We start from the raw sequence: 21,519 nt of genomic DNA, 5'->3' as shown, positions 1-21,519 counted from the left end.
AGGCCATAATATGAGTGATTTAACAACAAACACAGCGATAACAGCGGATAACCAATTCAGCGAAGTACGCACCAAAGCAAGTCTTGCGAAAAAAAGTGCCGGGGTTATGAACCGACTGACTACAGCACAAAAAAACGAGGCATTGCTTGCTATGGCAGAAGCTCTAGTGAACCATGCAGAAGAGCTGATTGCAGCAAACCATAATGACCTGAAACGTGGACGGGAACTGGGAACATCCGAATCACTGCTCGACCGCCTCAAGCTGACCGAGGAGCGAATCGGAGCTATTGCCGAAGGATTACGCCAGATTGCGGCACTACCTGATCCAGTTGGCGACACGCTTGAGCAAATTGAACGTCCCAATGGTCTACGAATTGAAAAAATACGTGTACCGCTGGGTGTCATCGGTATCATATATGAAGCGCGTCCAAATGTAACCGTGGATGCAGCGGGCCTGTGCTTGAAAACAGGCAATCCGGTTGTACTGCGCGGTGGTTCGGCTGCTCTCTCCTCCAACCGCAAGATCATTGAAGTGCTTCAGCAGGCGCTAGACGCAACAGCCGTGCCACGCGAGGCGCTTCAACTCATTGAAGATTCAGATCGTGCCTCCGTCAATGAAATGCTCACCTTGAACGGCTTGCTGGATGTGATTATTCCACGCGGCGGGCGTTCACTCATTCAAAATGTTGTTCAGAATGCTACCGTGCCTGTCATCGAAACCGGGGCTGGCGTATGCCATACATTCTTGGACGCTACAGCAAATACAGAAATGGCCGAAGCGATTACACTCAATGCGAAGGTACAAAGACCGTCCGTGTGCAACTCGATGGAAACACTGCTCGTACACTCGGATTATGCACAAGCACATTTAACAGGATTGGCTGAACGTTTTCGTGATGCCGGGGTTGAGCTGCGCGGCTGTGCACGGACACGAGAACTGGCTCCTTGGGCTGTTCCTGCCACGGAAGAGGATTATGGTACCGAGTACAATGATTACATCTTAAACGTTAAAGTCGTACACAATTTGGACGAAGTACTGGAGCATATTGCCCGTTATGGTACGATGCATTCAGAGTGTATTGTCACTGAGAATAAAGCTCATGCCGATCGTTTTCTGCAAGAAGTGGACGCGGCAGCCGTGTACCACAATGCATCCACCCGCTTCACGGATGGCTTCGAGTTTGGATTTGGGGCCGAGATCGGAATCAGCACACAAAAATTACATGCCCGCGGCCCCATGGGATTGCCTGCCTTGACTTCAACCAAATACCGCGTGTACGGTACTGGACAAATCAGGGAATAATATCATAAATCAATCCGTATCTTTGGAGGTATGAATCTATGTGTGAATCACAAACAAAAGTGTTAATTAACGAGCAAATTACGTTTTTCGGGGCAGGTTCAATGGCTGAGGCTATTATTCGTGGGATGACGAATCGTTCTGTCGTCAAACGTGGCGGTATTACCGTTATCAACCGCAGTAATCAGGCTCGTCTTGAAGAACTTCAACAGCAATACGGAGTATTGTTCCAAACTGAAGATGCCGCCAAAACAGAACTGCTGCGTCATTCTCCAGTGATCGTGCTTGCCATGAAGCCTAAAGATGCTGCCGGGGCACTTGGACAGCTTGGTCCCCTCCTGTCAGATGAACAGCTGATCATTTCGGTCATCGCCGGATTGTCTATTCGTACCATGCAAACGTTGCTTGGTCGTAAGCAGCCAATCGCGCGGACGATGCCCAATACATCCAGCTCGATTGGACTGGGAGCCACAGGCATCAGTTTTTCCAAGGAGATCAGCGAAAGTCAACGTAAAAACGTGCTTACAATGTTCGAATCTGTAGGTACAGTCACGGTTATAGAAGAAGAGAAAATGGATGTATTGACCGGCATTTCCGGAAGCGGCCCTGCCTATGTCTACTACTTAATGGAAGCCATGATTGCTGGGGGAATCCGCGGTGGCTTGACTCCTGAACAAGCGCACGAACTAACAGTGCAAACTGCGCTTGGTGCAGCACGCATGGTGCAGCAAACCGGAGAGGAGCCTTCTGCCCTTCGTCACAAAATCATGTCTCCTAATGGCTCCACGGTAGCTGCATTGGAAACACTGGACAAAGGTGACTTCTACGAAACAGTGATTGCGGCGGTGCAGCGCTGCGCTGAACGATCCCGCGAGATGGGAGCTGTACTTAAGGAGGGAATTGAGTGAGCTATTGCCTGTCGACCTACCGAATATACGATGACAAAGCTGATTTTAACCAAAAGGCCCAATCTATTGCCATCGGCATGACGGTGGGCAGCTGGACTGAGCTCCCGCAGGCCAAGCGGGATGCGATGCAAAAACATCTCGGCTCTGTTCAATCTGTAGATATTCACGATGGAGGCCCCGGTGAGCGATACGCCGACTTGACGATTGCTTACCCGGATGTCAATTTCAGCCGAGACATTCCCGCATTACTAGTTACAGTCTTCGGCAAAATTTCGATGGACGGCCGAATTAAGCTGATGAAGCTGGAGTTTTCGGAAGCATTCCTCTCTGCTTTTTCAGGACCGAAATTCGGTATCAGCGGCTTGCGCGAGCAGCTTGGCGTGTATGACCGGCCTCTGCTCATGAGCATTTTCAAATCCGTGATCGGGCTCAATTTGGAAGAACTGCGTGAACAGTTTACCCGTCAGGCTCTCGGCGGCGTCGATCTGATCAAGGACGACGAGATCTTATTTGAAAATGCGCTGACGCCGATTGAAAAACGTGTCGAAGCCTGTATCCGAGCTGCCGAAGAGGCTGAGCGTGAAACTGGTAAAAAGCTGCTGTATGCCGCTAATTTAACCGGTCCAACCTCGCAGCTCAGGGCGCAAGCCCTCAAAGCTATCGACGCAGGCGCGAACGCGTTACTGTTTAACGTACTGTCCTACGGTTATGATGTGCTGCATGAACTTAGCAGCGATCCTGCCGTTTCAGTACCGATTGCAGCCCATCCTTCATTAGCAGGTGCTGCTTACCCCTCGCCTCATTATGGTATTTCGGCGTCCGTCCTGCTTGGTCAGCTTATGCGGCTGGCTGGCGCTGATCTTGTCCTCTTCCCTTCTCCTTACGGTTCAGTGACGATGCCGCGTGAGGAAAACATGGCGATCCGCGATGAGCTGATCACCCGTGATTCACCGCTGAAGGCCTGCATGCCTGTCCCTTCCGCAGGGATACACCCCGGCCTAGTGCCGCTCATTGTCCGCGATTTTAGTACCGATGTGGTGGTTAACGCTGGAGGCGGTATTCACGGACATCCGCTGGGTACGGAAGCTGGCGGACGCGCCTTTGTGCAAGCGATTGAAGCGGTCCAGCAAAATGTCCCGCTGGCACAATACGCCCGCACTCACCCCGAGCTGCAATCTGCGCTCGACACGTGGGGAGGCGAACGATGAGCACTGCCAAGAAGCCTGTCATTTTTTGCGATTTTGACGGGACCATTACAAACAGCGATAATATTGTCGCTATTATGAAGCATTTTAAGCCTGCGGGCTATGAGCCCATCATGCATCAAATCGTGAGCGGACATATGTCCATTCGTGAAGGCGTAGATGCGATGTTCGCCCTGATGCCTTCAGAGCTTAAAGAAGACATTATCTCATATGTACTTGGACAAGCGGGTATACGTGAGGGCTTTGCACGCTTTTTGGACTTTGTACGAGAGCAGCAGATTGAATTTTTTGTTACTAGCGGCGGCATTGATTTTTTTATTGATCCATTGCTAGAACCGTTCGACATTCCGCAGGATCACATCTTTTGCAACGGAGCAGATTTTTCCGGGACTCACATCCAGATCACGTGGCCGCATCGATGTGAGGAGCCGTGTAAGAATGACTGCGGCATGTGCAAAACGACCGTCATTCGTCAATACCCTCCCGAGCAATACGAACGGATTTTGATTGGCGACAGTCTGACCGATTTTGAAGGTGCCAAAATTGCCGATCTTGTGTACTCCCGCTCGCATCTGACATTAAAGTGTCAAGAGCTTGGCGTACCGCATGTACCCTTTGAGACATTTGATGATATTATCGAGGATTTAAAGCAAAAACAGGAGCAGGGGGGACTGTAATGAGTTTTAACTTGGCAGACATTTCATTCGAGGAAAAACGCCGTTCGCTGGAAGAACTCGCTGATGTCAAGGAGCTATTCGCCTCTCGTAACTGGTTCCCAGGCACAAGCGGCAATCTGTCGATCCGAATCGGTGATTTTCATCCTGAACAATTTTATTTTGCAGTCACCGCTAGCGGCAAGGATAAGACCAAACGCACTCCTGAGGATTTTCTATTCGTAGACCAATACGGAAAAGCGGCAGAAGCCACAAACCTCAAACCAAGTGCTGAAACGCTCATCCATTGCGAAATTTACCGCCTGACAGGCTGTGGAGCAGTTTTTCATGTGCATACCGTGTTTAACAACCTGATTTCCGAATATTACGGCGAGCAGGGCTTTGTACCTGTGCAAGGCATCGAGCTCATTAAGGCTTTTAACATTTGGGAGGAAAATGCCGCCATCCAGATTCCCGTGCTGCCAAATTATGCTGATATCGCCTCGATTGCCAAGCTGGTACCAGGCGTGCTGAATGATCAGATTCCAGGAATTTTATTGCGTAATCATGGCATTTATGCATGGGGTCGTGATGTGTTTGAAGCTAAAAAGCATCTAGAGGCGTTTGAATTTCTGTTTGAAACGACCTATCGCTCCCTACTACTAAAAACTTCGAAATGAATAAATCATAAATATTAAAAATGCATATCATTGAATTGTAAAAGTGGTCATTGAATATCGAGAACGGAACCTAGCGAAAGCACGGAACGTTCTTTTTTTTATTAAAAAAGCAACCTGTCCTACTGGCGACATAAAATCTAATCTGTTTTTCTCAAATTGAGCTTTTAAATCCGATGAAGGTATCACTGAAAATTGAAAGGCAACTGGGGTGATAAGGTGAGTAAAGAATTAGAGGATACCATTTGTGATTACTGACTTTAACATAAAGGTGTTATCTTCAGATTTTGTACATGCAACATACTGTACTGAGTCGATTGATACCGGAAATAAGTCATTAAGAAGTTCCATTTGGAAATTAAATGAAGGGCAATGGCAAATGATTTTTCATCAGGGAACCCCAAACCAGTAGGAGCCCATTCTAAACCCTCGATCTCCTAAATCCTACAAACATCTTTGAATATTTTCATTGCCTGGCAAATTCCTTTTACTTGATGTTGTAAAAAAACGTCCCCTATTGGGGACGTTCCAGCGTGAATTGCTCTCCTAGCTTCGCATAGTTGTTTCCAGCCAACCGACTCACCGGACGCAACTCCTTGGCAATCACATATGTATTTTGGTACGCTTCCTCCGACAAATGATACTGCACTACACGCCCAATTAATAGATCACAGGCAGGTGTGTCCTCCTTGCCTCCCAGCGGTATCACTTTCTCCAAAATACATTCCAACCGTATTTTCGCTTCAGTCACACCAGGAACGGCGATTTTTGTACTCTTAATCGGGGTAAGACCTGCCAGTGCAACCTCACTCTCCTCCGGCGCCAGACGGGAAGCCGTCACATTCACCGCCCCCACATTGTCTTCGTCTGTAATATGTACGACAAAAGCATTATGCTCCATCGCATTACGTGCTGTATCTTTGGAAACTCCATCGACACGCTGTACGGATACAGACAGCAGTGGCGGCTCGGCGGCAACGATGGAAAAATAACTGAACGGAGCACCATTCAGCACACCTTCGCTGCTCAAAGTCGTTACAAACGCTACCGGCCTTGGGATAATACTTCCGGTCAACAGCTTATAATTTTCACGCTCTGTAAGTGTGTCAGGATTCAATGAAATCATTTTTCCCCTCTTTTCCGGTTACATTCGCTCTTCGAATGCATATCATCAAGTTACGCTCCCTTACAAGTATCGCGCGTATAATACAAAATGTAAAGCTGAAGCTGGAAGCACTCTCTATTTTTCAATCACATTCCCCTGACTGTCACGCACAGTAACCGCTATTCCCTCAGGTACCGCAATGGTAACGTCCAGCTGATGATGTGTTTGCATAAAACGTGTGGGAACCTGGCTGAGAAGTACATATAGTGTATCTCCAATATGCTTGGTCTGATACAGCTCGGTTCCTTTGAAATCATCCTCATTGCCTGTATATACATAACTCCCGAACACATGCACCTCCGGTGAGGTGGTTGCGTCAATTTTGACCGCATAAGGATCTTCACCCTGCACAATCACCTTAGTTACTCCGGCAGGCAGTTTTTCATGCCAGTCTGGAAGAATCCTTGTTTCCTGAACCGAACTCATTATTTCTCTAACTTGCGGAGTGATCCCCAGTGAACTGACCAATGCAAATCCGATACAACAAAAAACCAATACCGCCGTAATAAACATACTGAACAGGTCATAGCGAATGCGCTCACGTGTCCCTTTCCAAGCAGTATACATTAAAATTTCCAGTCCCAGCAAAACAAATACGACAGGCCACCAGGTTAGCGCCTGATCCAGTATGCCTGCTCCCCAAAACTTGGAAGCAAACGTTACACCGCCCAGCAGCACCAAGAACAGCCCCATGGATAGCCTTCCGACTTTCCACACCCCTGTTGGCGCGTTGGAGTTCTTAGAGGCACCATTCTTATGGGATGAAGTGCCCAATAAGCCTATCGTCCCATTCACATCGTTCTGAGAGTGATGGGCTCCCTTGAAGGAAGCCTCACTCTTTGAAAATTCAGTATCCATTTTATCGTTTCTCCTTTGCTCGCTTAGATTTGGAATTACCGATCATCATCCAAACACCGCCGCCAATTAATAGGAAGGAGACAATAATGGTTCGTAAATACATGTCAACTATATTGTAAATTTGTCCATCCGGGAACAGACGGTCCAGTGTGGGAACAAGTACGTTAATCAGGATGTAGTATGCACCTAGCAGAAGCAGTCCCAAGCCTACCCAACGGTGATATTGAGCAAACATACCGATCACAGGCTTGTCGATCAGCTGCTCCTGTCCATAACGGCTTACCTGCTGCAATGCATCAAAAAAGCTGTAAAACCACACCACCGGAATTAGGAACAAAAAGAGTGAAAGATGCAGCACATCCAGTATATAGATAAATCCTAAAAACAGTAGCATAAGCTGGAGTCCACGTTTTTGCAAACCAATATACATATGTCCGGCACCGGGAAACACCGATAAAATGGTAGCCAACATTTTACTACGACGTCCCTCAACTCTTCCATACTCCAGTTCCTCAAACAAGGTTCGGTCCTGAAGAATGTCTCCGGCTTGTTTACGATGTACATGCTGCACCGCATCAAACATGCAATACAACCAAATAATCGGCAATACGCCCGCAAACGCCAAAAATCCGGATTCGTTCGTAATGCTCGTGATAAAGACAAGGATCGCTCCAAAGCCAAAGAAGGATAGCAGAAAAGACAAACCACGCTGCATCAGCCCCAAATGAAGATGTCCCAATCCAGGAATAAATGACAGCAAAATCGTAAAAAATCGTTCATTGTCCGATCCTTTTTGAAAAGCAGGTGATCCTGCCATACCATAATGTCCTTGTTGATAATGGTTATACCCCGGGGCATTCGTGCCTGTGTCTGTTGCCCCCTCTGGTACCTCTCCTGTTAAATCAGCCTGTCCATAAGGTCCACTTTGCGAGTAAAAGCCATATGGATTGGGTCCTGCATGAGGGGGATAAGGAGCAGCGACTGCGCGAGGATCGTAACGTAATAAGCTAATCACAATATGCAGCATGCTGAGTCCCCATAAAAGAGCAGCAATAAAAATACTCACCAAAAAAGGCGTTCCGTCACTTGCTACCACTGAAAAAAATATTCCCCCTGCCAGACATCCGAAAAACAAAATGGTATATACAAACGCATTGGCTTTTCTGGTCCAGTAATAGTGTCCTACACCCGGAATAATGTTCAATAGAAATGCCAAGAGCTTGCTTCGTTCCGTATAAGGCATTGCTACACTTCCTTTCTATTTACGGGATCTTGATACAAATTCCCAACAGATGGTTGACTTTAAACTTGTTCATCTTACCCTTAACTTAATTTAGGGCTTTAATTTATCGAGCCAGGTTGTCGTAGCTTGCATGACTTCTTCACTGTAAGAGACGCGTTCTTTTGGAGGAATCGGCTTATCGCCTGTTTGCGGCATCATTTTGTCAAAGGCTCCACTGGAAAGCAAGATCAACGTCAGACTTGCGGCAACAACATAGTGAAACACAGGTTTTTCAAACCAGCGGCGTTTTTTGAACAAAACTTGATTTGGTTCCATTTCTATCTCGGGAAGAACAGCCATTACCTGATCTGTGAAGCGCTCCGTGTCCATCCAGGCAGAGTAATCTTTCAAGGTTGGCTCTAATTGCTCCAGTGCGACAAGATATAGCATAAGCGCCTGTTCATCTTCCAATAAGAGCCTTTCCAGTCGGGTAGATTCCTCTATCGAACAAGCTCCTGTAATGTATGCATGCCAGTCATTTGTTTGCCCTTCTATCCACGGTCTATCCTGTTGGTCAGTCATTGCCATTCCTCCTCCTTCCAGTGATTTCGAATCCATATTCGTGCCCGATAGAGTCTGGACTCTACCGTTTTTAAAGCTACCTGCGTCTCTTCTGCAATTTGGTCGTAGGTTTTACCCTGCATATAGTAAGCTTGAATAATATCCCGATGCTGCTGGGGTAACTGGGCGATTTTTTGTGATAGTTCTACCGTTTGCTCTTCGCGAATGAGACGGGCCAGTACATCCTCATCCGGGGAAGGGAGCTGCACAAGGGATTGCGCCACGTCTATAAGTTCTGCGGGTCGCCTGTCTTGTTTACGTTTGATATCCAACGCTTTATGAAGCGCAATTCGGCTCAGCCACGTTTTAAACCCTTCGTTCCGGTACTGGGGGAGAGACTTGTATACCTGAACGAACGCCTCCTGCGCGGCATCCTCCGCTTCCTTGCTGTCATGCAGTACCGAATAGGCCACATGAAATACATGCTTGCTGTACAGCTCTACGATCTCACGAAACGCCTGCCGATCACCAGACCGGATTCGTTCAATGATTCTCTCTATATCAATGACGCTCTCCCCCTTCCCAATACTATAGACGTCAGGAATTTTTCTCCCCCTGCATATTTCGAAAAAAAATTTAAAAAGGACACACCCTCCAAATCGGAAAGTGTGTCCTCTATCATTAAAGTCTACTTAATCACTTTAATTTTCTGCCCTTCATGTGCACAGGCGAAACTCCCCGGTTGTCCATGTATCGCCCTTTCAATGTGAAAGCCATAGTGCATCAATTTACTACCTAAAAGGCTCAGTCTGCTACTTTAATTGCGACCGCCACCACGGAATCGCTGGGCATATTCTTTCGCATCCTGTGCATTACGGACCCGGTTTCGGCTCCATTCTAGCAAAATACGATCTATATACCGGAAATGTACCTTCCCAGCAAACACCGCTTCCTTCAAAGCCAGTAAAATCAATTCCTCCGGATACCGATCCTGATCCACCCAACTGCTGATCGTCTCGTATTCCATCGGTGATAATGGTCGTCCGAATTCTTTCTCAAAAATCGTGAATAAATTTCGTTCTTCTGTAATTGGGGATTCTGGTATTCCATTCAGTAAATCCCGCTTCCCAGCAAACAAAATGTCATCTTCATCGCGCTGCTCCGAACGCTCGGCGATCATACATTCAGCCAGCTTGCGATACAGACCCGCCAAGTTATAACGTTCAAATTGGACGGATGAGCTGCGGTCTTCCACGGAATCTATTCGCAAAAACCCTTCTTTCATGAGCTTACTGAAATAAAGCGCGATTTCGTTTGCAGTGCATCCGATACGAGCCTGCAATTGCTCCCATGTCGGAAATTCATTACGTTCCGCTTGTTTAAATGCAAGTAACTGCATCAGTAGCAGCATTTCACCATCCGTCAGCCGAAGCGTCCGATAATGCTTGAGCAGAGCGTAGGGAATTTGAACCATTCCGGTTTCCATAGCATAGGCTACTCCCTCCGCCCATTCTGCCGCTGATGTCTTGTCGAATGATCCTGTCATTGATTATGGATACAAACGATACAGCATGCGTGGGAACGGAATCGTTTCACGTACATGATCGAGTCCACAAATCCATGCTACTGTACGCTCCAGTCCCAATCCAAAGCCAGAATGCGGAACGGAACCATATGTGCGAAGATCCATATACCATTGATAGGCTTCACGTGCCAGGTTATGCTCGTTAAAGCGTTCTTCCATCAATGCTGGATCATCAATCCGTTGGGAACCCCCGATAATTTCGCCATAACCTTCAGGAGCGATCATATCAGCACACAGAACAACCTCTGGGCGGGATGGGTCAGGTTTCATATAGAATGCTTTAATGTGAGTCGGCCAATGCGTAATGAACACAGGCTTGTTATATCTTTCGGCAATAGCTGTTTCATGAGGAGCACCAAAGTCTTCCCCCCACGGGATATCGAATCCTTCACCTTGAAGGAAGGCAATCGCCTCATCGTACGTAATCCGTGGGAACTCGCCTTGAATTTGCTCCAGCTTCGAAACATCGCGTCCGATGGCTTCAAGCTCCTTCGCACAATTTTTCAGAACAGACTGCACGATATGGCTTACAAACTGCTCCTGAACGCGCAAGGATTCTTCATGATCCACAAAAGCCATCTCAGGCTCGATCATCCAGAACTCAATCAGGTGACGACGTGTTTTGGACTTTTCCGCACGGAAGGTCGGACCAAAGGAATATACTTTACCCAGCGCCATTGCCGCAGCTTCCATGTACAACTGTCCGCTTTGTGTCAAATAGGCATCTTCGTCAAAATATTTGATATGGAACAACTCTGTTGTGCCTTCTGCAGAAGAAGGAGTCAAAATAGGCGGGTCTACCTTCGTAAAACCGTTGCCGTTGAAAAATTCCTGTACAGCACGGATAATTTCCGCCCGTATGATCAGAACTGCACGTTGCTTGGCGGAACGCAGCCACAAATGGCGATGATCCATCAGGAAATCTACACCGTGCTCTTTAGGGGTAATCGGGTAGTTTTCGGTCAAATGAATGATTTCTATACCTGTAACCGTTAATTCATAGCCCGATTGACTGCGCGGTTCCTCACGCACGATTCCAGTTACATATAGGGAGCTTTCTTGAGTCAAGGATTTGGCATCATTCCAAATATCCTCAGACACTTCGCTTTTTACGATAACCCCTTGAATATACCCGCTACCATCACGTAGTTGCAGGAACTGAATTTTACCGCTAGACCGCTTATTGTTTACCCAAGCGCCGATTGTAACCGTTTCCCCTACATGGCGGCCCACTTGGGCAATCGTACTTTTATTTGTCATGACCGTCTCTCTCCTTGAACCGAAAATCAAACAGCCCTTCCCCTTGGGTCAGGCTGTTTGCTCTCGCTGTTTGGTGCATGTGGTACTTAAACCATAGTTCCACATGTATAAAGTTTACACTTAGGGACCGAACTACTGAACCAGACGGAACGTGTCACGGGCAATTACCAGTTCTTCGTTTGTTGGAATGATCAGTACTTCTACCTTTGAATTTGCAGTTGTAATCCGGCGAATCTCGCCAGAACGAATAGCATTCAATGATTCATCCAGCTCGATACCGAGGAATGTCAGTTGTTCCAACACTCTCTTACGCAGAACGATGGAGTTCTCGCCTACGCCTGCCGTAAATACAATTACGTCTACCCCGTTCATTGCGGCAGCATACGAACCAATATACTTGCGCAGACGGTATTCATACATTTCAAATGCCAATGTAGAATTAGCTTCGCCTTTTTCCATACCTTCAGTGATTTCACGCATATCACTGCTGATACCAGAAATAGCTAGAAGTCCACTATGCTTGTTCAGCATCGAATTGACCTCATTGACAGTCAATTCTTCTTTGTTCATGACATAAGGTACGATTGCTGGATCCAAATCACCACTACGAGTACCCATCATCAGTCCTTCCAGTGGAGTCATACCCATGGAAGTATCTACAGACAAACCGCCTTGAACTGCTGTTACACTACCACCATTACCGATATGGCAAGTGATAATCTTCAGGTCTTCCAAAGGACGGCCGACAAATTTGGCAGCTTCCTTACTTACAAAGTCATGGGAAGTGCCGTGTGCACCGTAACGACGAACCTTGTACTTATTGTACAACACTCTTGGTATGGCGTACATATAAGCTTTTTCTGGCATGGTTTGATGGAACGAAGTATCAAATACCACAACTTGTGGTACTTCTGGCATATTCAATTCAGCCGCTTTAATCCCCATCATGGATGCTGGGTTATGCAGTGGAGCCAGGTCGAACAAGCGACGGATTTCACTCTTCGCTTCAGGAGTTACGAGCGCTGACTGTTTGAAGATTTCGCCTCCATGAACCACACGATGGCCCACAGCCTGAATTTCGCTAATGCTGGAGATGACACCATGCTCTGCATCTGTGAGTGCATTCAGCACTTTACGGATGGCAGTAGTATGCTCCAAAATTTCGCTAACTTCAGTGTATTCTTCCTTATTGGTTGGTTTATGCGTCAGAATCGAAGAGTCCATACCGATACGCTCTACCAATCCTTTTGCTAAAACGGACTCGTCCGTCATATCATACAATTGGTATTTCAGGGAAGAACTCCCTGCGTTGATTACGAGAATTTTCATATCCGGTCACCATCCTTGTCATACTTAAAAAAGCCTTCGCCCGATTTTACGCCCAGATTACCTGCACGCACCATTTTCTTCAGGACGATGGACGGACGGTATTTCAGTTCGCCAAATTCACGAAACATCCGCTCCAAAGCAGCCAAAACGGAATCCAGACCAAAGCGGTCAGCCATTTCCAAAGGACCGTTTTGGAAGTTGTAGCCGATGCGCATAGCATCGTCAATATCTTCCGCAGAAGCTACGCCCTCTTGAAGTACATGAGCTGCTTCGTTAATTAGCAGACAGATAATCCGGCTAGTTACAAAGCCAGGAGATTCATAAATCATGACTCCTTTTTTCTCCACGATTTCTTCTACGAACATTTTCGTGTTTTCAAAGGTATCGTCTGAAGTTTTCAAACCACGAATAATTTCTACAAGATCAATACGGGATACTGGATAAATAAAGTGCATACCAATAACACGCTCTGGATACTTGGTCGAGCTGGCAAGCTCGGTCAGGCTCAGCGTGGATGTATTACTTGCAAGAATAATGTTGCTTGGACACACATGATCCAGCTCTTGGAAAACAACTTTCTTCTCGTCCAGATTCTCTGTGATTGTTTCAATGACCATATCACAGCTAGCGAGCTCCGCCAGATGAGATACTTTTTCAATGCGAGATAAAATCAGTTTTTTCTCTGCTTGGGTGATTGCCCACTTTTCCAGTTGCTTGTCTAGACTTGTTTCAATCATATTATAAGCGTAGTCTAGTTTCTCTGGTGTCTGCTCTACTAGCAGCACATCGATTCCTTTGGACGCGAGCATTTCAGAAATACCTTGTCCCATGGTGCCGCCGCCAATGACGCCGATTTTTTTAAATTGCATGGTTCTTAACTCCACCCTTTCCTGGTCACTCTCATATATTGTATCCTTCTTTGTCGAAAAATACATGTTTATGTCCCAATAGATAATAATATCTTAGCACGGACTAAAAGTAAAAAAAAATAACCAGCATAAAAAATTATGCTGGTAATAAAGCATTTTCACTAAATTGACATCTAAATTGATCCCCAGACAGAGTTTCTTCCTTCATCAGAATGTCAAGAGAATTGTCGAACACAGGACGATGCTTTTCCAGCAACTCCAAAGTCCGATTATGCAGGTCATTCATAATTTCGCCATTTTCCCGCATAAGTTCCTCTTTTGTAACCATTTCCATGTTGATAATCCCAAGAGAAGTCAAACCGGAAGTCATCATCGTATGAACAATGTTCAGCGCCTGCTCAAAATCATTACTTGAGCCCGTACTTCGACCGCCATAGTACATTTCTTCCGCAGTAGCCCCTGCGAGCGAGATCATAATCTGCTCCTCCAGGTACTGCTTGGTATATAAATAATGCTCTTGCTGTGGATTGTGACGCACGTAACCGAGCGCTTTCCCACGCGGGCTGAGCGCTACTTGACTTACGCTACCGGGACGGACGATTTCAGCCATAATAGCATGTCCCAGCTCGTGAATCGCTACACGTTTTTTCTCTTCCAATGTTGATTCTCGGTCTGTTTTTTCACCCATCATCACCTTGTCAATCGCCATGGATAGATGACTCTGCGCAATCATTTGACGATCCTGTCTCATTGCATAGATGGCCGCTTCATTCATGACGCTCTCCAACTGTGCACCGGAAAAACCGTAAGACTCCTCAGCGATTTTGTCCAAATTAGCATCTTCCTGAATCGGTTTGTTTTTGGCATGAATTTTAAGGATATGAAGACGGCCCTTCTTATCAGGCAAGTCTACTTGAATATGGCGGTCAAAGCGTCCCGGACGCGTTAAGGCGCTGTCCAGCATTTCTTTACGGTTTGTTGCCGCAATAAGTAATATCCGCGGTGTATCTGCCGAATAAATGCCATCCATTTCTGTCAGCAACTGATTCAAAGTCTGATCATATTCTCGTTGCTGTCCACCCTCACGCTTACCACCAATAACATCAATCTCGTCAATAAAAATAATTGCATTTTCTTTCTTTTCCTTGGCTGCACGAGTGCGAGCCTCCCGAAACAACTCACGGACACGACCTGCACCGACACCCACGTACATTTCAACAAATTCACTGCCTGAAGCTGCAACAAACACAGAATTGGTGTAGTGTGCAGCTGCTTTCGCCATCAGCGTTTTTCCTGTTCCCGGAGGGCCTGTAAGCAAAACGCCTTTCAATGGACGAATACCAAACTTGGAAATTTCATCATGTCGATTCAAAAAATCCAAGGCTTCACGCAATTCCTGTTTAGCGCTTTCTTGTCCACCAATTTCCTCAAAAGTCAGCTTGTCCGGACCATTTTTTTTACGTTTGCGCTCTTGTCCGGCACCTACGGCCAAGCCGCCACGAGCATGCATGAGCATTAACAAGCCGCTGAGCATCACGCCCGCAACCAGAAGAGGGATAATATTCACCCCAATAAAAACGAGAAATATAATGGTCACCGGCACAATACCGATTAATATTTCCTTGATCCATCTAGGCATTAGGCCATACCCCCATTTGCTGAGATTGACGTGGCAAAACGATAAACTTAGTCGCATTGCCTTCGCTGAGTCGGATATAGACATTGTTTGAATCCATATCGGTATCAGCCTTGATACCTGCTTTTTTCTTTTTCATCTGCTCAACTGTAGATGAAATTTGAGTATACTTTTTATTTTCCATCGCTTCGGCTACAGGAAACATAGCCTCAGACCACCATTGATTCAGTGCTGAATTGGAACGATCTGCGATATCCAGCTTAATAGTACGGCTGCCAATGATGGATTGCCCTTTTTGCTTAACCACATCGACCAATCCGGCCACATCCGCCTGCGGTTTGAGATCTAGTTTCAATACGACCTGATCCTGTTTAATATCTATTTGAGCGCTTGTCACGCCTGGATATTGAGATACCAGTTTTTCCAGAGGACTTTGCATTGTAACCTGACGGTAAATGAACCATCCCCCAAACATCAACAAGGCTGCCAAAACGGCCGCCACAACAATAGGAACTGCACGCAATTTCAAACAACATCCTCCTCTCAAAATGTAAAACCCAGAAGAAACGGGACGAATGTCAACAAACAACCAAATTGCATGATCTTATAGAGATCAGCAACTCATTTTTCTATCATTTTTGTCTATCACTTATAAAATATAGTATATCATAACGTGAATCTAATATCGAAGGCAATGTGTGGAGGAGTTGTGATTTTCGTAGTAGTAAAAAAAGACGTAAATACGATTTAAATCGCATTTACGTCTTTTCAACTTCAATCAGTTATTCTTTTAACAATACATTGCTTTCACCATCATCACTACTCCCATAACACGCTAGTAATTAGGCAAAGTATACTTTATCCCCGTCGATGCTCCATCTGAGAAACGGTAAAAGGTATAGTTATGATGGCTTTCATCATCGTAAAACAGTTGCCATACATATTCGCCATTGAACACACTCGGTTGGAGCCTTACAATTTTTGCATTTGGAAGTTGCTGCTGAATTATCGCTGTCATTTTTTGCTCGTCGACTCCGTTTTTCATCAGCTCGGTATGAACACCGCTTGGATCTGCGACAGGTACGTTAGGTTGTCCTTCCATTTTTTGAAAAGGAACCCACACCATTATATTTTCATTCTGTGCGTTTTTTCCTTGAACCACCCAATAAATCTGATCCCACACAGACTTCCAAGTCTGAGTCGTGCTAACCAGACCACCTGATTGCTTGGCCTTAATGATAGCGGCATTTTTCTCAGCCACCTGGTCTTGAGTAACGTAGGAATAATACCAGAAAATGCTGACCAGGATCAGTATTACGGCCAAAATGGCGACCGCTATCCATTTCTTCTTATTTTTCAAACCTGTGCTTCCTCTCTAAGGGGATGTGACACCTGAATTAGCGCGACAGCAGCCCTTCAAAGGCGGCTTGTGCCTCATGTTTGATACGTTCCTCGTCCATCGTCAGGCATTCGCCGTTTTTCACAACCTGACGACCGTCTACCCACACATGAGCCACGTCTTTGGCACTTGCAGAGTATACGGCATGGGAAATAAGATCTGTACGCGGCAAGAAATGGGCCTGATTCAGATCTAGCGCGATAAAGTCAGCCTTGTTGCCTGCTGCCAGCGCTCCTACTTCTTTTAAACCAATCGACTTTGCACCATACTCTGTTGCCAGACGCAGTGCTTCATTTGCAGGAACTGCTGTTGGGTCGCCAGATACTCCCTTGTGAATGAGTGCCGCCAGACGCATTTCCTCGAACATATCCAGGTTATTATTGCTGGCAGGACCGTCTGTTCCAAGAGAAACAGTAACTCCTGCACGCAGCAATTCAGGCACTCTAGCTACACCACTTGCCAGCTTCAAGTTGCTGCCTGGATTATGTGAAACCGCCACACCTCGTTCCGCTAATAAAGCTATCTCTTCGTCGTTCAAGTGTACGCCGTGGGCAACAAGTGAAGGGCGGGAGAAAAAGCCAAGCTTATCTAAGTGTGCAACTGGACGCAAACCGTAGTCGCGTACGTTTTGCTCAACTTCGGCGATCGTCTCGGACATGTGCGTATGCAATGGTAAATCGAGATCATGTGCTGCTTGAACAAATTTCTCAATAAACGCTGGCGGGCATGTGTATGGGGCATGTGGAGACATCATCGTTGTGATACGTCCGTCTGCTTTTCCATGCCAGTTACGGGCAAAAGTCACGGCCTCAGCCAGCTTGATCCGCTGTTCTTCTTCTGAACAGAGTCCAATGGCTCCACGCATCAAACTTGCACGGATGCCCGACTCTTCAGCTACACGTGCCACCTCATCCATATGATCGTACATATCCAGGAAAGTTGTGGTTCCACCTTTCAGCATTTCCAGCACTGACAAGGATGTTCCCCAGTACACATCCGTAGACGTAAACTTGGCTTCCATAGGCCACATTTTTTCCTGAAGCCACACTTGAAGTGCCAAGTCATCTCCATACCCTCGCAGCAGAGACATCGCCGCATGACCATGAGTATTAATCAGACCAGGCAAAAACAATAACCCGTTACCGTCGATTGCTTCCGTCTCTTCCTCACCCGCAGGCAGAGTCTCGCCAATGTAAGTAATACGGCTATCCTCCACAATCATAAAACCATGGATTACCCCAGCTTCAGCTCCATTCACGGCAAAAGAACCGTTTTTAATCATCCATTTATTCACTGTCATATTGTGCTTCTTCCTTTCCGTCCTCCAGATAATAAGCGAGGCTAAGCAAATCAGTTGTAAAGTCTGTGGCATGTATCCGAATGTTAGCCGGTGCCTTGAGAATGATAGGTGCAAAGTTTAAAATCGCTCCAATTCCACTCTCAATGAGCCTATCAGCTACGTGTTGTGCCTCAAAATCAGGTACAGTAATAATCCCGATTCGAATATTTTTTTCTTTTACAGTCGTTTCCAATTCATCCATCGGCTGAACGACTAAGGTATTGATTCTGGTCCCAACCTTATCCGGGAACGCATCAAATACCGCCACAATCTTCATATTGTCTTTTAAATAAGCGTTATAGTTTGATAGGGCTTGACCCAGATTACCCGCTCCGACCAATACTACATTAATTTGCTGGTCAATTTTCAGGATATGGCGTATTTTCTCAATTAGATAAGAAACATCGTAACCGATGCCCTTCCGACCAAAATCGCCAAAATAGGCAAGATCTTTACGAATTTGAGCTGGATTTAAATCTAACCTCTGTCCCAGCTCTTGAGAAGAGACCGTAGCCACCTCCCGTTTGTGCAGTGCATTCAGATAACGTAAATATACGGGTAATCTCCGTACGACAGCCTCTGAAATTTTATCTGATTTCATACTTGCTCCCCCTAATTGTAACGGACTTTAGGTGTCCGTCCGTTGTGCCTCTGTCTCCGGGGCGGATTGGAGCCATTCGGCGATGCGGGGCACCATTTGCCCCGATGGCATATGCTCCATTTTTGGTCCCGGTAACGAGTACAAAAAGTGCTTTCCATAATAGGATTCGATCACACGCGTATCGTAAACGATAACGACTCCGTGGTCGCTCGCTGTACGTACCAATCGTCCAAATCCCTGTTTGAAGCGAATAACTGCTTGTGGTACAGACAGCTTCATAAATGGATTCTTCTTCTGCTGCTGGAGCAGCTCGCTTTTTGCCTCCAGTAACGGGTGATTGGGCGGTTGAAACGGCAAGCGAACGATGGCCAGACAAGTCAAAGCCTTCCCTGGAATATCGACGCCTTCCCAGAAGCTGCTGGTTCCCAGCAATACAGAAGCCTTGGCTTCCTGAAAACGACGGGTTAGCTTGCTCCGACTCCCACTGTCTACACCTTGTCCTAACACGGTAATATCGCTGGATGCTAACGCCTCTTTGAGTGGCTCATACACTTGCCGGAGCATCCGATAGGAAGTAAACAGAACAAGCATTCTCCCCCGCGTCGCCTGGGCAGTCGCTCCTAGAGAGCTAACGAGCATCTCTACAAAATGTGCATCCCCTACACTGCCCTTCACACTCGGAAAGTCTCGCGGAATGACCAGCAACACCTGATCCCTGTAATTAAAAGGTGATGGGAGCTGTGACGTCATTAATCGTCCTTGATCCGCTGCCTCCTGCAAGCCGAGTTGATCGGTCATGTACTGAAACGACTTATCTACCGATAAAGTAGCAGATGTCAGAATAATACTTCTTTTTTTGTCAAAAAACATTTCTTTCAACTGGCGGCTCACATCGACGGGCACTGCATAAAATTGCAATGATTTACTACGGAATTGCCCACTCGCTTCGAGCCAATATACGGTTGTTTCATCATCGAGTCGTATAAAGAAGCGCAAATTTTCCCTAATCCCCGCCAAATCCTTAAGCAGACCCGTGATATCTGTAATGAGACTATCCGCCGCATAATCGTCGTGTTCTTCCTTGACATCCAGCATCAGCTTGTCGCCCTTGCGCAAAATTTCACTCAACGTTACATAAAGCTGATTTTCCAACGCCGCCGCTTGATCCCACTTTGCAGGCTTGGCCGACGGTTTGAGACGCGAAGAAAATTGTCCCGTTTCACCCGGTGTGGCATCAGACCGCTCTGGCAACATTCCAAACAGCTTATCGCTTAGCAGGTCCCAAGTTTCCTTAACCTCTAACACGAGTGGGTACAGCTGATCAATGGTCGAGGCCCATTCCGTCGACTTCTCATGCCCCGACTTTGCCAACTGCTGACGTAACGAAGGCAATTGTCCGTTCTTACTGTCCTTGAACAATCGAGTCAGCGTATGCACGAGTGTGAAATATTTCATATGCATGCCTAAGTGCTTACCGGCTACTTCCTCTAGATGATGTGCTTCATCAATGACCAGATGTTCATAGCTGGGCAATAGCTGGTGACTTGCTTTGACGTCGGTGAACAGCTTGGAGTGATTCGTTATAACCACATCCGCTGTTCCTGCTTCATGACGTGCACGATGATAGTAGCATTTGCGGAACCATGGGCAAGAACGACCAAGACAGGACTCGGAATCACTAGCTACTGTTTCCCAAAAATCCCCTCCACGGTTGCTCAGGTTCAGTTCCTCATCATCACCGGTTTCTGTCAGAGTCAGCCAGACAATCATTTGAGCCGCTGTAATCAAGTCTTCTTTTGGTGTCGCGAAGTCTCTTCTGTTTATTTTATGTTCAAACTTACGCAGACACAAATAATGCCCCCGACCCTTAAAAATGGCAGCCCGGAACGGGAACGGAATCACTTTTGTCAGCATCGGAATATCACGCTCTCGCAATTGCTCCTGCAGATTAATGGTATGCGTGCTTACGGTGACCCTCTGCCCATATTTTACACTGTGATACAGTGACGGAAGCAAATAGCCTAGGGACTTCCCTGTTCCTGTACCAGCCTCGATCAACAAATGCTTATCTTGACTCAAGGCTTGATTTACACCCTCAATCATTTGTGTTTGCGCCTCGCGCTCCTCATATTGGCTCAAGGATGAACGCAAATTGTCCCGCACATCATCCATATACTCCTCAAAGGAAACGCCTGAGAGTGGATTCGGATCATCTTCTCTACGTGGAGTAGCCAGTTCGGTCCAATCTTCCACTTTAAGCGCAAGCTGACGAAAAAACTGATGTTTCTCCAAATCCTGAATAGGGTCTAGCTCTTTCTCTTCTCGTATGCCGTCAAGAAACCAACCCAGGTCACTGTCTTCCTCTGCGAACAAATCGCTGAGCCGCTGTATCGTTATCAGAGGTAATGCCTGAAGCTCACTCAGACACTTTAAAAACACCTCAGCCGTAGCCAACGCGTCGCTGTCTGCTTGATGAGGGCGGTCATGCGCCAGCCCAAACTCTGAGGAAACAAAACCCAACTGATAAGAAGATAACGATGGAAACATAATTTTCAGAAAATCCATCGTATCCAAAATTCTACCGCTAAAGGGTAAATATCCACACCGGTCCAAAGCGCTTTGCAAAAAATTGAAATCAAACGCCACGTTATGACCGACCAGCACGACATCGTCCAGCATAGGCACGAGCTCCATCATCATTTCTTCGAGTGCAGGTGCATCCTTGACGTCATCGTCTGTAATTCCGGTCAATCCGGTGATAAAAGGTGGAATAGATCTGCCAGGGTTTACATAAGAGCCGTAAACACGGGAAATGCTGTGATCATGATCTATAATTGCAAGTCCGACTTGAATGATGTCATCCGCGGACTGGGTGCCTGTCGTTTCAAAATCCAATACCGCAAATTTCATTCGAGCTTAATCCTTTCTTATGACACATACAAAAATAATAAC

Annotated in this window: 20 protein-coding genes; 5 read left to right on the top strand and 15 right to left on the bottom strand. The window is 46.5% G+C overall.

Annotated features, from left to right (window positions below):
• Window positions 1-10 precede the first annotated feature (10 nt).
• Genes ACXHJ2_RS08810 through ACXHJ2_RS08790 form a run of 5 tightly spaced genes read left to right on the top strand, consistent with a single transcriptional unit; the run spans window position 11 to window position 4,746 of the window.
• Window positions 11-1,303, top strand: coding sequence for a glutamate-5-semialdehyde dehydrogenase (locus ACXHJ2_RS08810; RefSeq protein WP_165082394.1), 1,293 nt, complete (start codon window positions 11-13; stop codon window positions 1,301-1,303).
• A 38-nt stretch (window positions 1,304-1,341) separates the two neighbouring features.
• Window positions 1,342-2,208 carry a pyrroline-5-carboxylate reductase gene (gene proC / locus ACXHJ2_RS08805; protein WP_090738886.1) on the top strand — a complete coding sequence of 289 codons (867 nt, stop codon included), beginning with the start codon at window positions 1,342-1,344 and terminating at the stop codon, window positions 2,206-2,208.
• Window positions 2,205-3,416 (top strand): 2,3-diketo-5-methylthiopentyl-1-phosphate enolase, encoded by a 1,212-nt coding sequence (locus ACXHJ2_RS08800; protein ID WP_165082391.1) that lies wholly within the window; start codon window positions 2,205-2,207, stop codon window positions 3,414-3,416. Before proC ends, ACXHJ2_RS08800 begins: the two co-directional genes overlap by 4 nt.
• On the top strand, window positions 3,413-4,090 hold the full coding sequence (locus ACXHJ2_RS08795) for a 2-hydroxy-3-keto-5-methylthiopentenyl-1-phosphate phosphatase (protein ID WP_165082389.1): 678 nt from the start codon (window positions 3,413-3,415) through the stop codon (window positions 4,088-4,090). The genes ACXHJ2_RS08800 and ACXHJ2_RS08795 overlap by 4 nt, the downstream gene beginning before the upstream one ends.
• The gene (locus ACXHJ2_RS08790) at window positions 4,090-4,746 is read left to right on the top strand and encodes a methylthioribulose 1-phosphate dehydratase (RefSeq protein ID WP_025678562.1); all 657 of its coding nucleotides are present in this window, start codon (window positions 4,090-4,092) and stop codon (window positions 4,744-4,746) included. Before ACXHJ2_RS08795 ends, ACXHJ2_RS08790 begins: the two co-directional genes overlap by 1 nt.
• 511 nt (window positions 4,747-5,257) lie before the next feature.
• Here ACXHJ2_RS08790 and ACXHJ2_RS08785 read toward each other — a convergent pair.
• The 15 genes from ACXHJ2_RS08785 to dinG all read right to left on the bottom strand — a co-directional run bounded on the left by ACXHJ2_RS08785 (window position 5,258) and on the right by dinG (window position 21,477).
• On the bottom strand, window positions 5,258-5,869 hold the full coding sequence (locus ACXHJ2_RS08785) for a flavin reductase family protein (RefSeq protein WP_013371623.1): 612 nt from the start codon (window positions 5,867-5,869) through the stop codon (window positions 5,258-5,260).
• A gap of 114 nt (window positions 5,870-5,983) precedes the next feature.
• On the bottom strand, window positions 5,984-6,766 hold the full coding sequence (locus ACXHJ2_RS08780) for a hypothetical protein (protein WP_165082387.1): 783 nt from the start codon (window positions 6,764-6,766) through the stop codon (window positions 5,984-5,986).
• Between the two features lies 1 nt (window position 6,767).
• Window positions 6,768-8,009 (bottom strand): multi-tm2 domain protein, encoded by a 1,242-nt coding sequence (locus ACXHJ2_RS08775; RefSeq protein WP_165082385.1) that lies wholly within the window; start codon window positions 8,007-8,009, stop codon window positions 6,768-6,770.
• A gap of 90 nt (window positions 8,010-8,099) precedes the next feature.
• A complete protein-coding gene (locus ACXHJ2_RS08770) occupies window positions 8,100-8,570 on the bottom strand; it encodes a hypothetical protein (protein WP_090738879.1) in 471 nt (156 codons plus the stop codon).
• Window positions 8,567-9,055: an RNA polymerase sigma factor gene (locus ACXHJ2_RS08765; RefSeq protein ID WP_238791084.1), complete on the bottom strand. Its 489-nt coding sequence runs from the start codon at window positions 9,053-9,055 to the stop codon at window positions 8,567-8,569. The genes ACXHJ2_RS08770 and ACXHJ2_RS08765 overlap by 4 nt, the downstream gene beginning before the upstream one ends.
• Before the next feature lie 311 nt (window positions 9,056-9,366).
• Entirely contained in the window at window positions 9,367-10,095 is a 729-nt protein-coding gene (locus ACXHJ2_RS08760) for a DnaD domain-containing protein (RefSeq protein WP_165082383.1), read from the bottom strand.
• A 3-nt stretch (window positions 10,096-10,098) separates the two neighbouring features.
• Entirely contained in the window at window positions 10,099-11,394 is a 1,296-nt protein-coding gene (gene asnS, locus ACXHJ2_RS08755) for an asparagine--tRNA ligase (protein ID WP_025678555.1), read from the bottom strand.
• A gap of 132 nt (window positions 11,395-11,526) precedes the next feature.
• A complete protein-coding gene (locus ACXHJ2_RS08750) occupies window positions 11,527-12,723 on the bottom strand; it encodes an acetate/propionate family kinase (RefSeq protein WP_013371630.1) in 1,197 nt (398 codons plus the stop codon).
• Window positions 12,720-13,592, bottom strand: coding sequence for a 3-hydroxyacyl-CoA dehydrogenase family protein (locus ACXHJ2_RS08745; protein ID WP_013371631.1), 873 nt, complete (start codon window positions 13,590-13,592; stop codon window positions 12,720-12,722). Before ACXHJ2_RS08745 ends, ACXHJ2_RS08750 begins: the two co-directional genes overlap by 4 nt.
• A 136-nt stretch (window positions 13,593-13,728) precedes the next feature.
• Window positions 13,729-15,231, bottom strand: a complete 1,503-nt coding sequence (locus ACXHJ2_RS08740; RefSeq protein WP_013371632.1) for an AAA family ATPase — start codon at window positions 15,229-15,231, stop codon at window positions 13,729-13,731.
• Window positions 15,224-15,757: a hypothetical protein gene (locus tag ACXHJ2_RS08735; protein WP_013371633.1), complete on the bottom strand. Its 534-nt coding sequence runs from the start codon at window positions 15,755-15,757 to the stop codon at window positions 15,224-15,226. Before ACXHJ2_RS08735 ends, ACXHJ2_RS08740 begins: the two co-directional genes overlap by 8 nt.
• Window positions 15,758-16,063: 306 nt before the next feature.
• Entirely contained in the window at window positions 16,064-16,588 is a 525-nt protein-coding gene (locus ACXHJ2_RS08730; RefSeq protein ID WP_058711568.1) for a cell wall elongation regulator TseB-like domain-containing protein, read from the bottom strand.
• Window positions 16,589-16,625: 37 nt separating this feature from the next.
• On the bottom strand, window positions 16,626-17,927 hold the full coding sequence (locus ACXHJ2_RS08725) for an amidohydrolase (protein ID WP_165082381.1): 1,302 nt from the start codon (window positions 17,925-17,927) through the stop codon (window positions 16,626-16,628).
• Window positions 17,914-18,567 (bottom strand): redox-sensing transcriptional repressor Rex, encoded by a 654-nt coding sequence (locus ACXHJ2_RS08720; protein WP_013371638.1) that lies wholly within the window; start codon window positions 18,565-18,567, stop codon window positions 17,914-17,916. Before ACXHJ2_RS08720 ends, ACXHJ2_RS08725 begins: the two co-directional genes overlap by 14 nt.
• Before the next feature lie 27 nt (window positions 18,568-18,594).
• A complete protein-coding gene (gene dinG, locus ACXHJ2_RS08715; protein WP_165082379.1) occupies window positions 18,595-21,477 on the bottom strand; it encodes an ATP-dependent DNA helicase DinG in 2,883 nt (960 codons plus the stop codon).
• Window positions 21,478-21,519 lie beyond the last annotated feature (42 nt).

It is taken from the genome of Paenibacillus sp. ALE3, assembly GCF_054113405.1.
The sequence above is the reverse complement of the archived record's forward strand: the minus strand, read 5'-3'. Positions and strand labels throughout refer to the sequence as shown.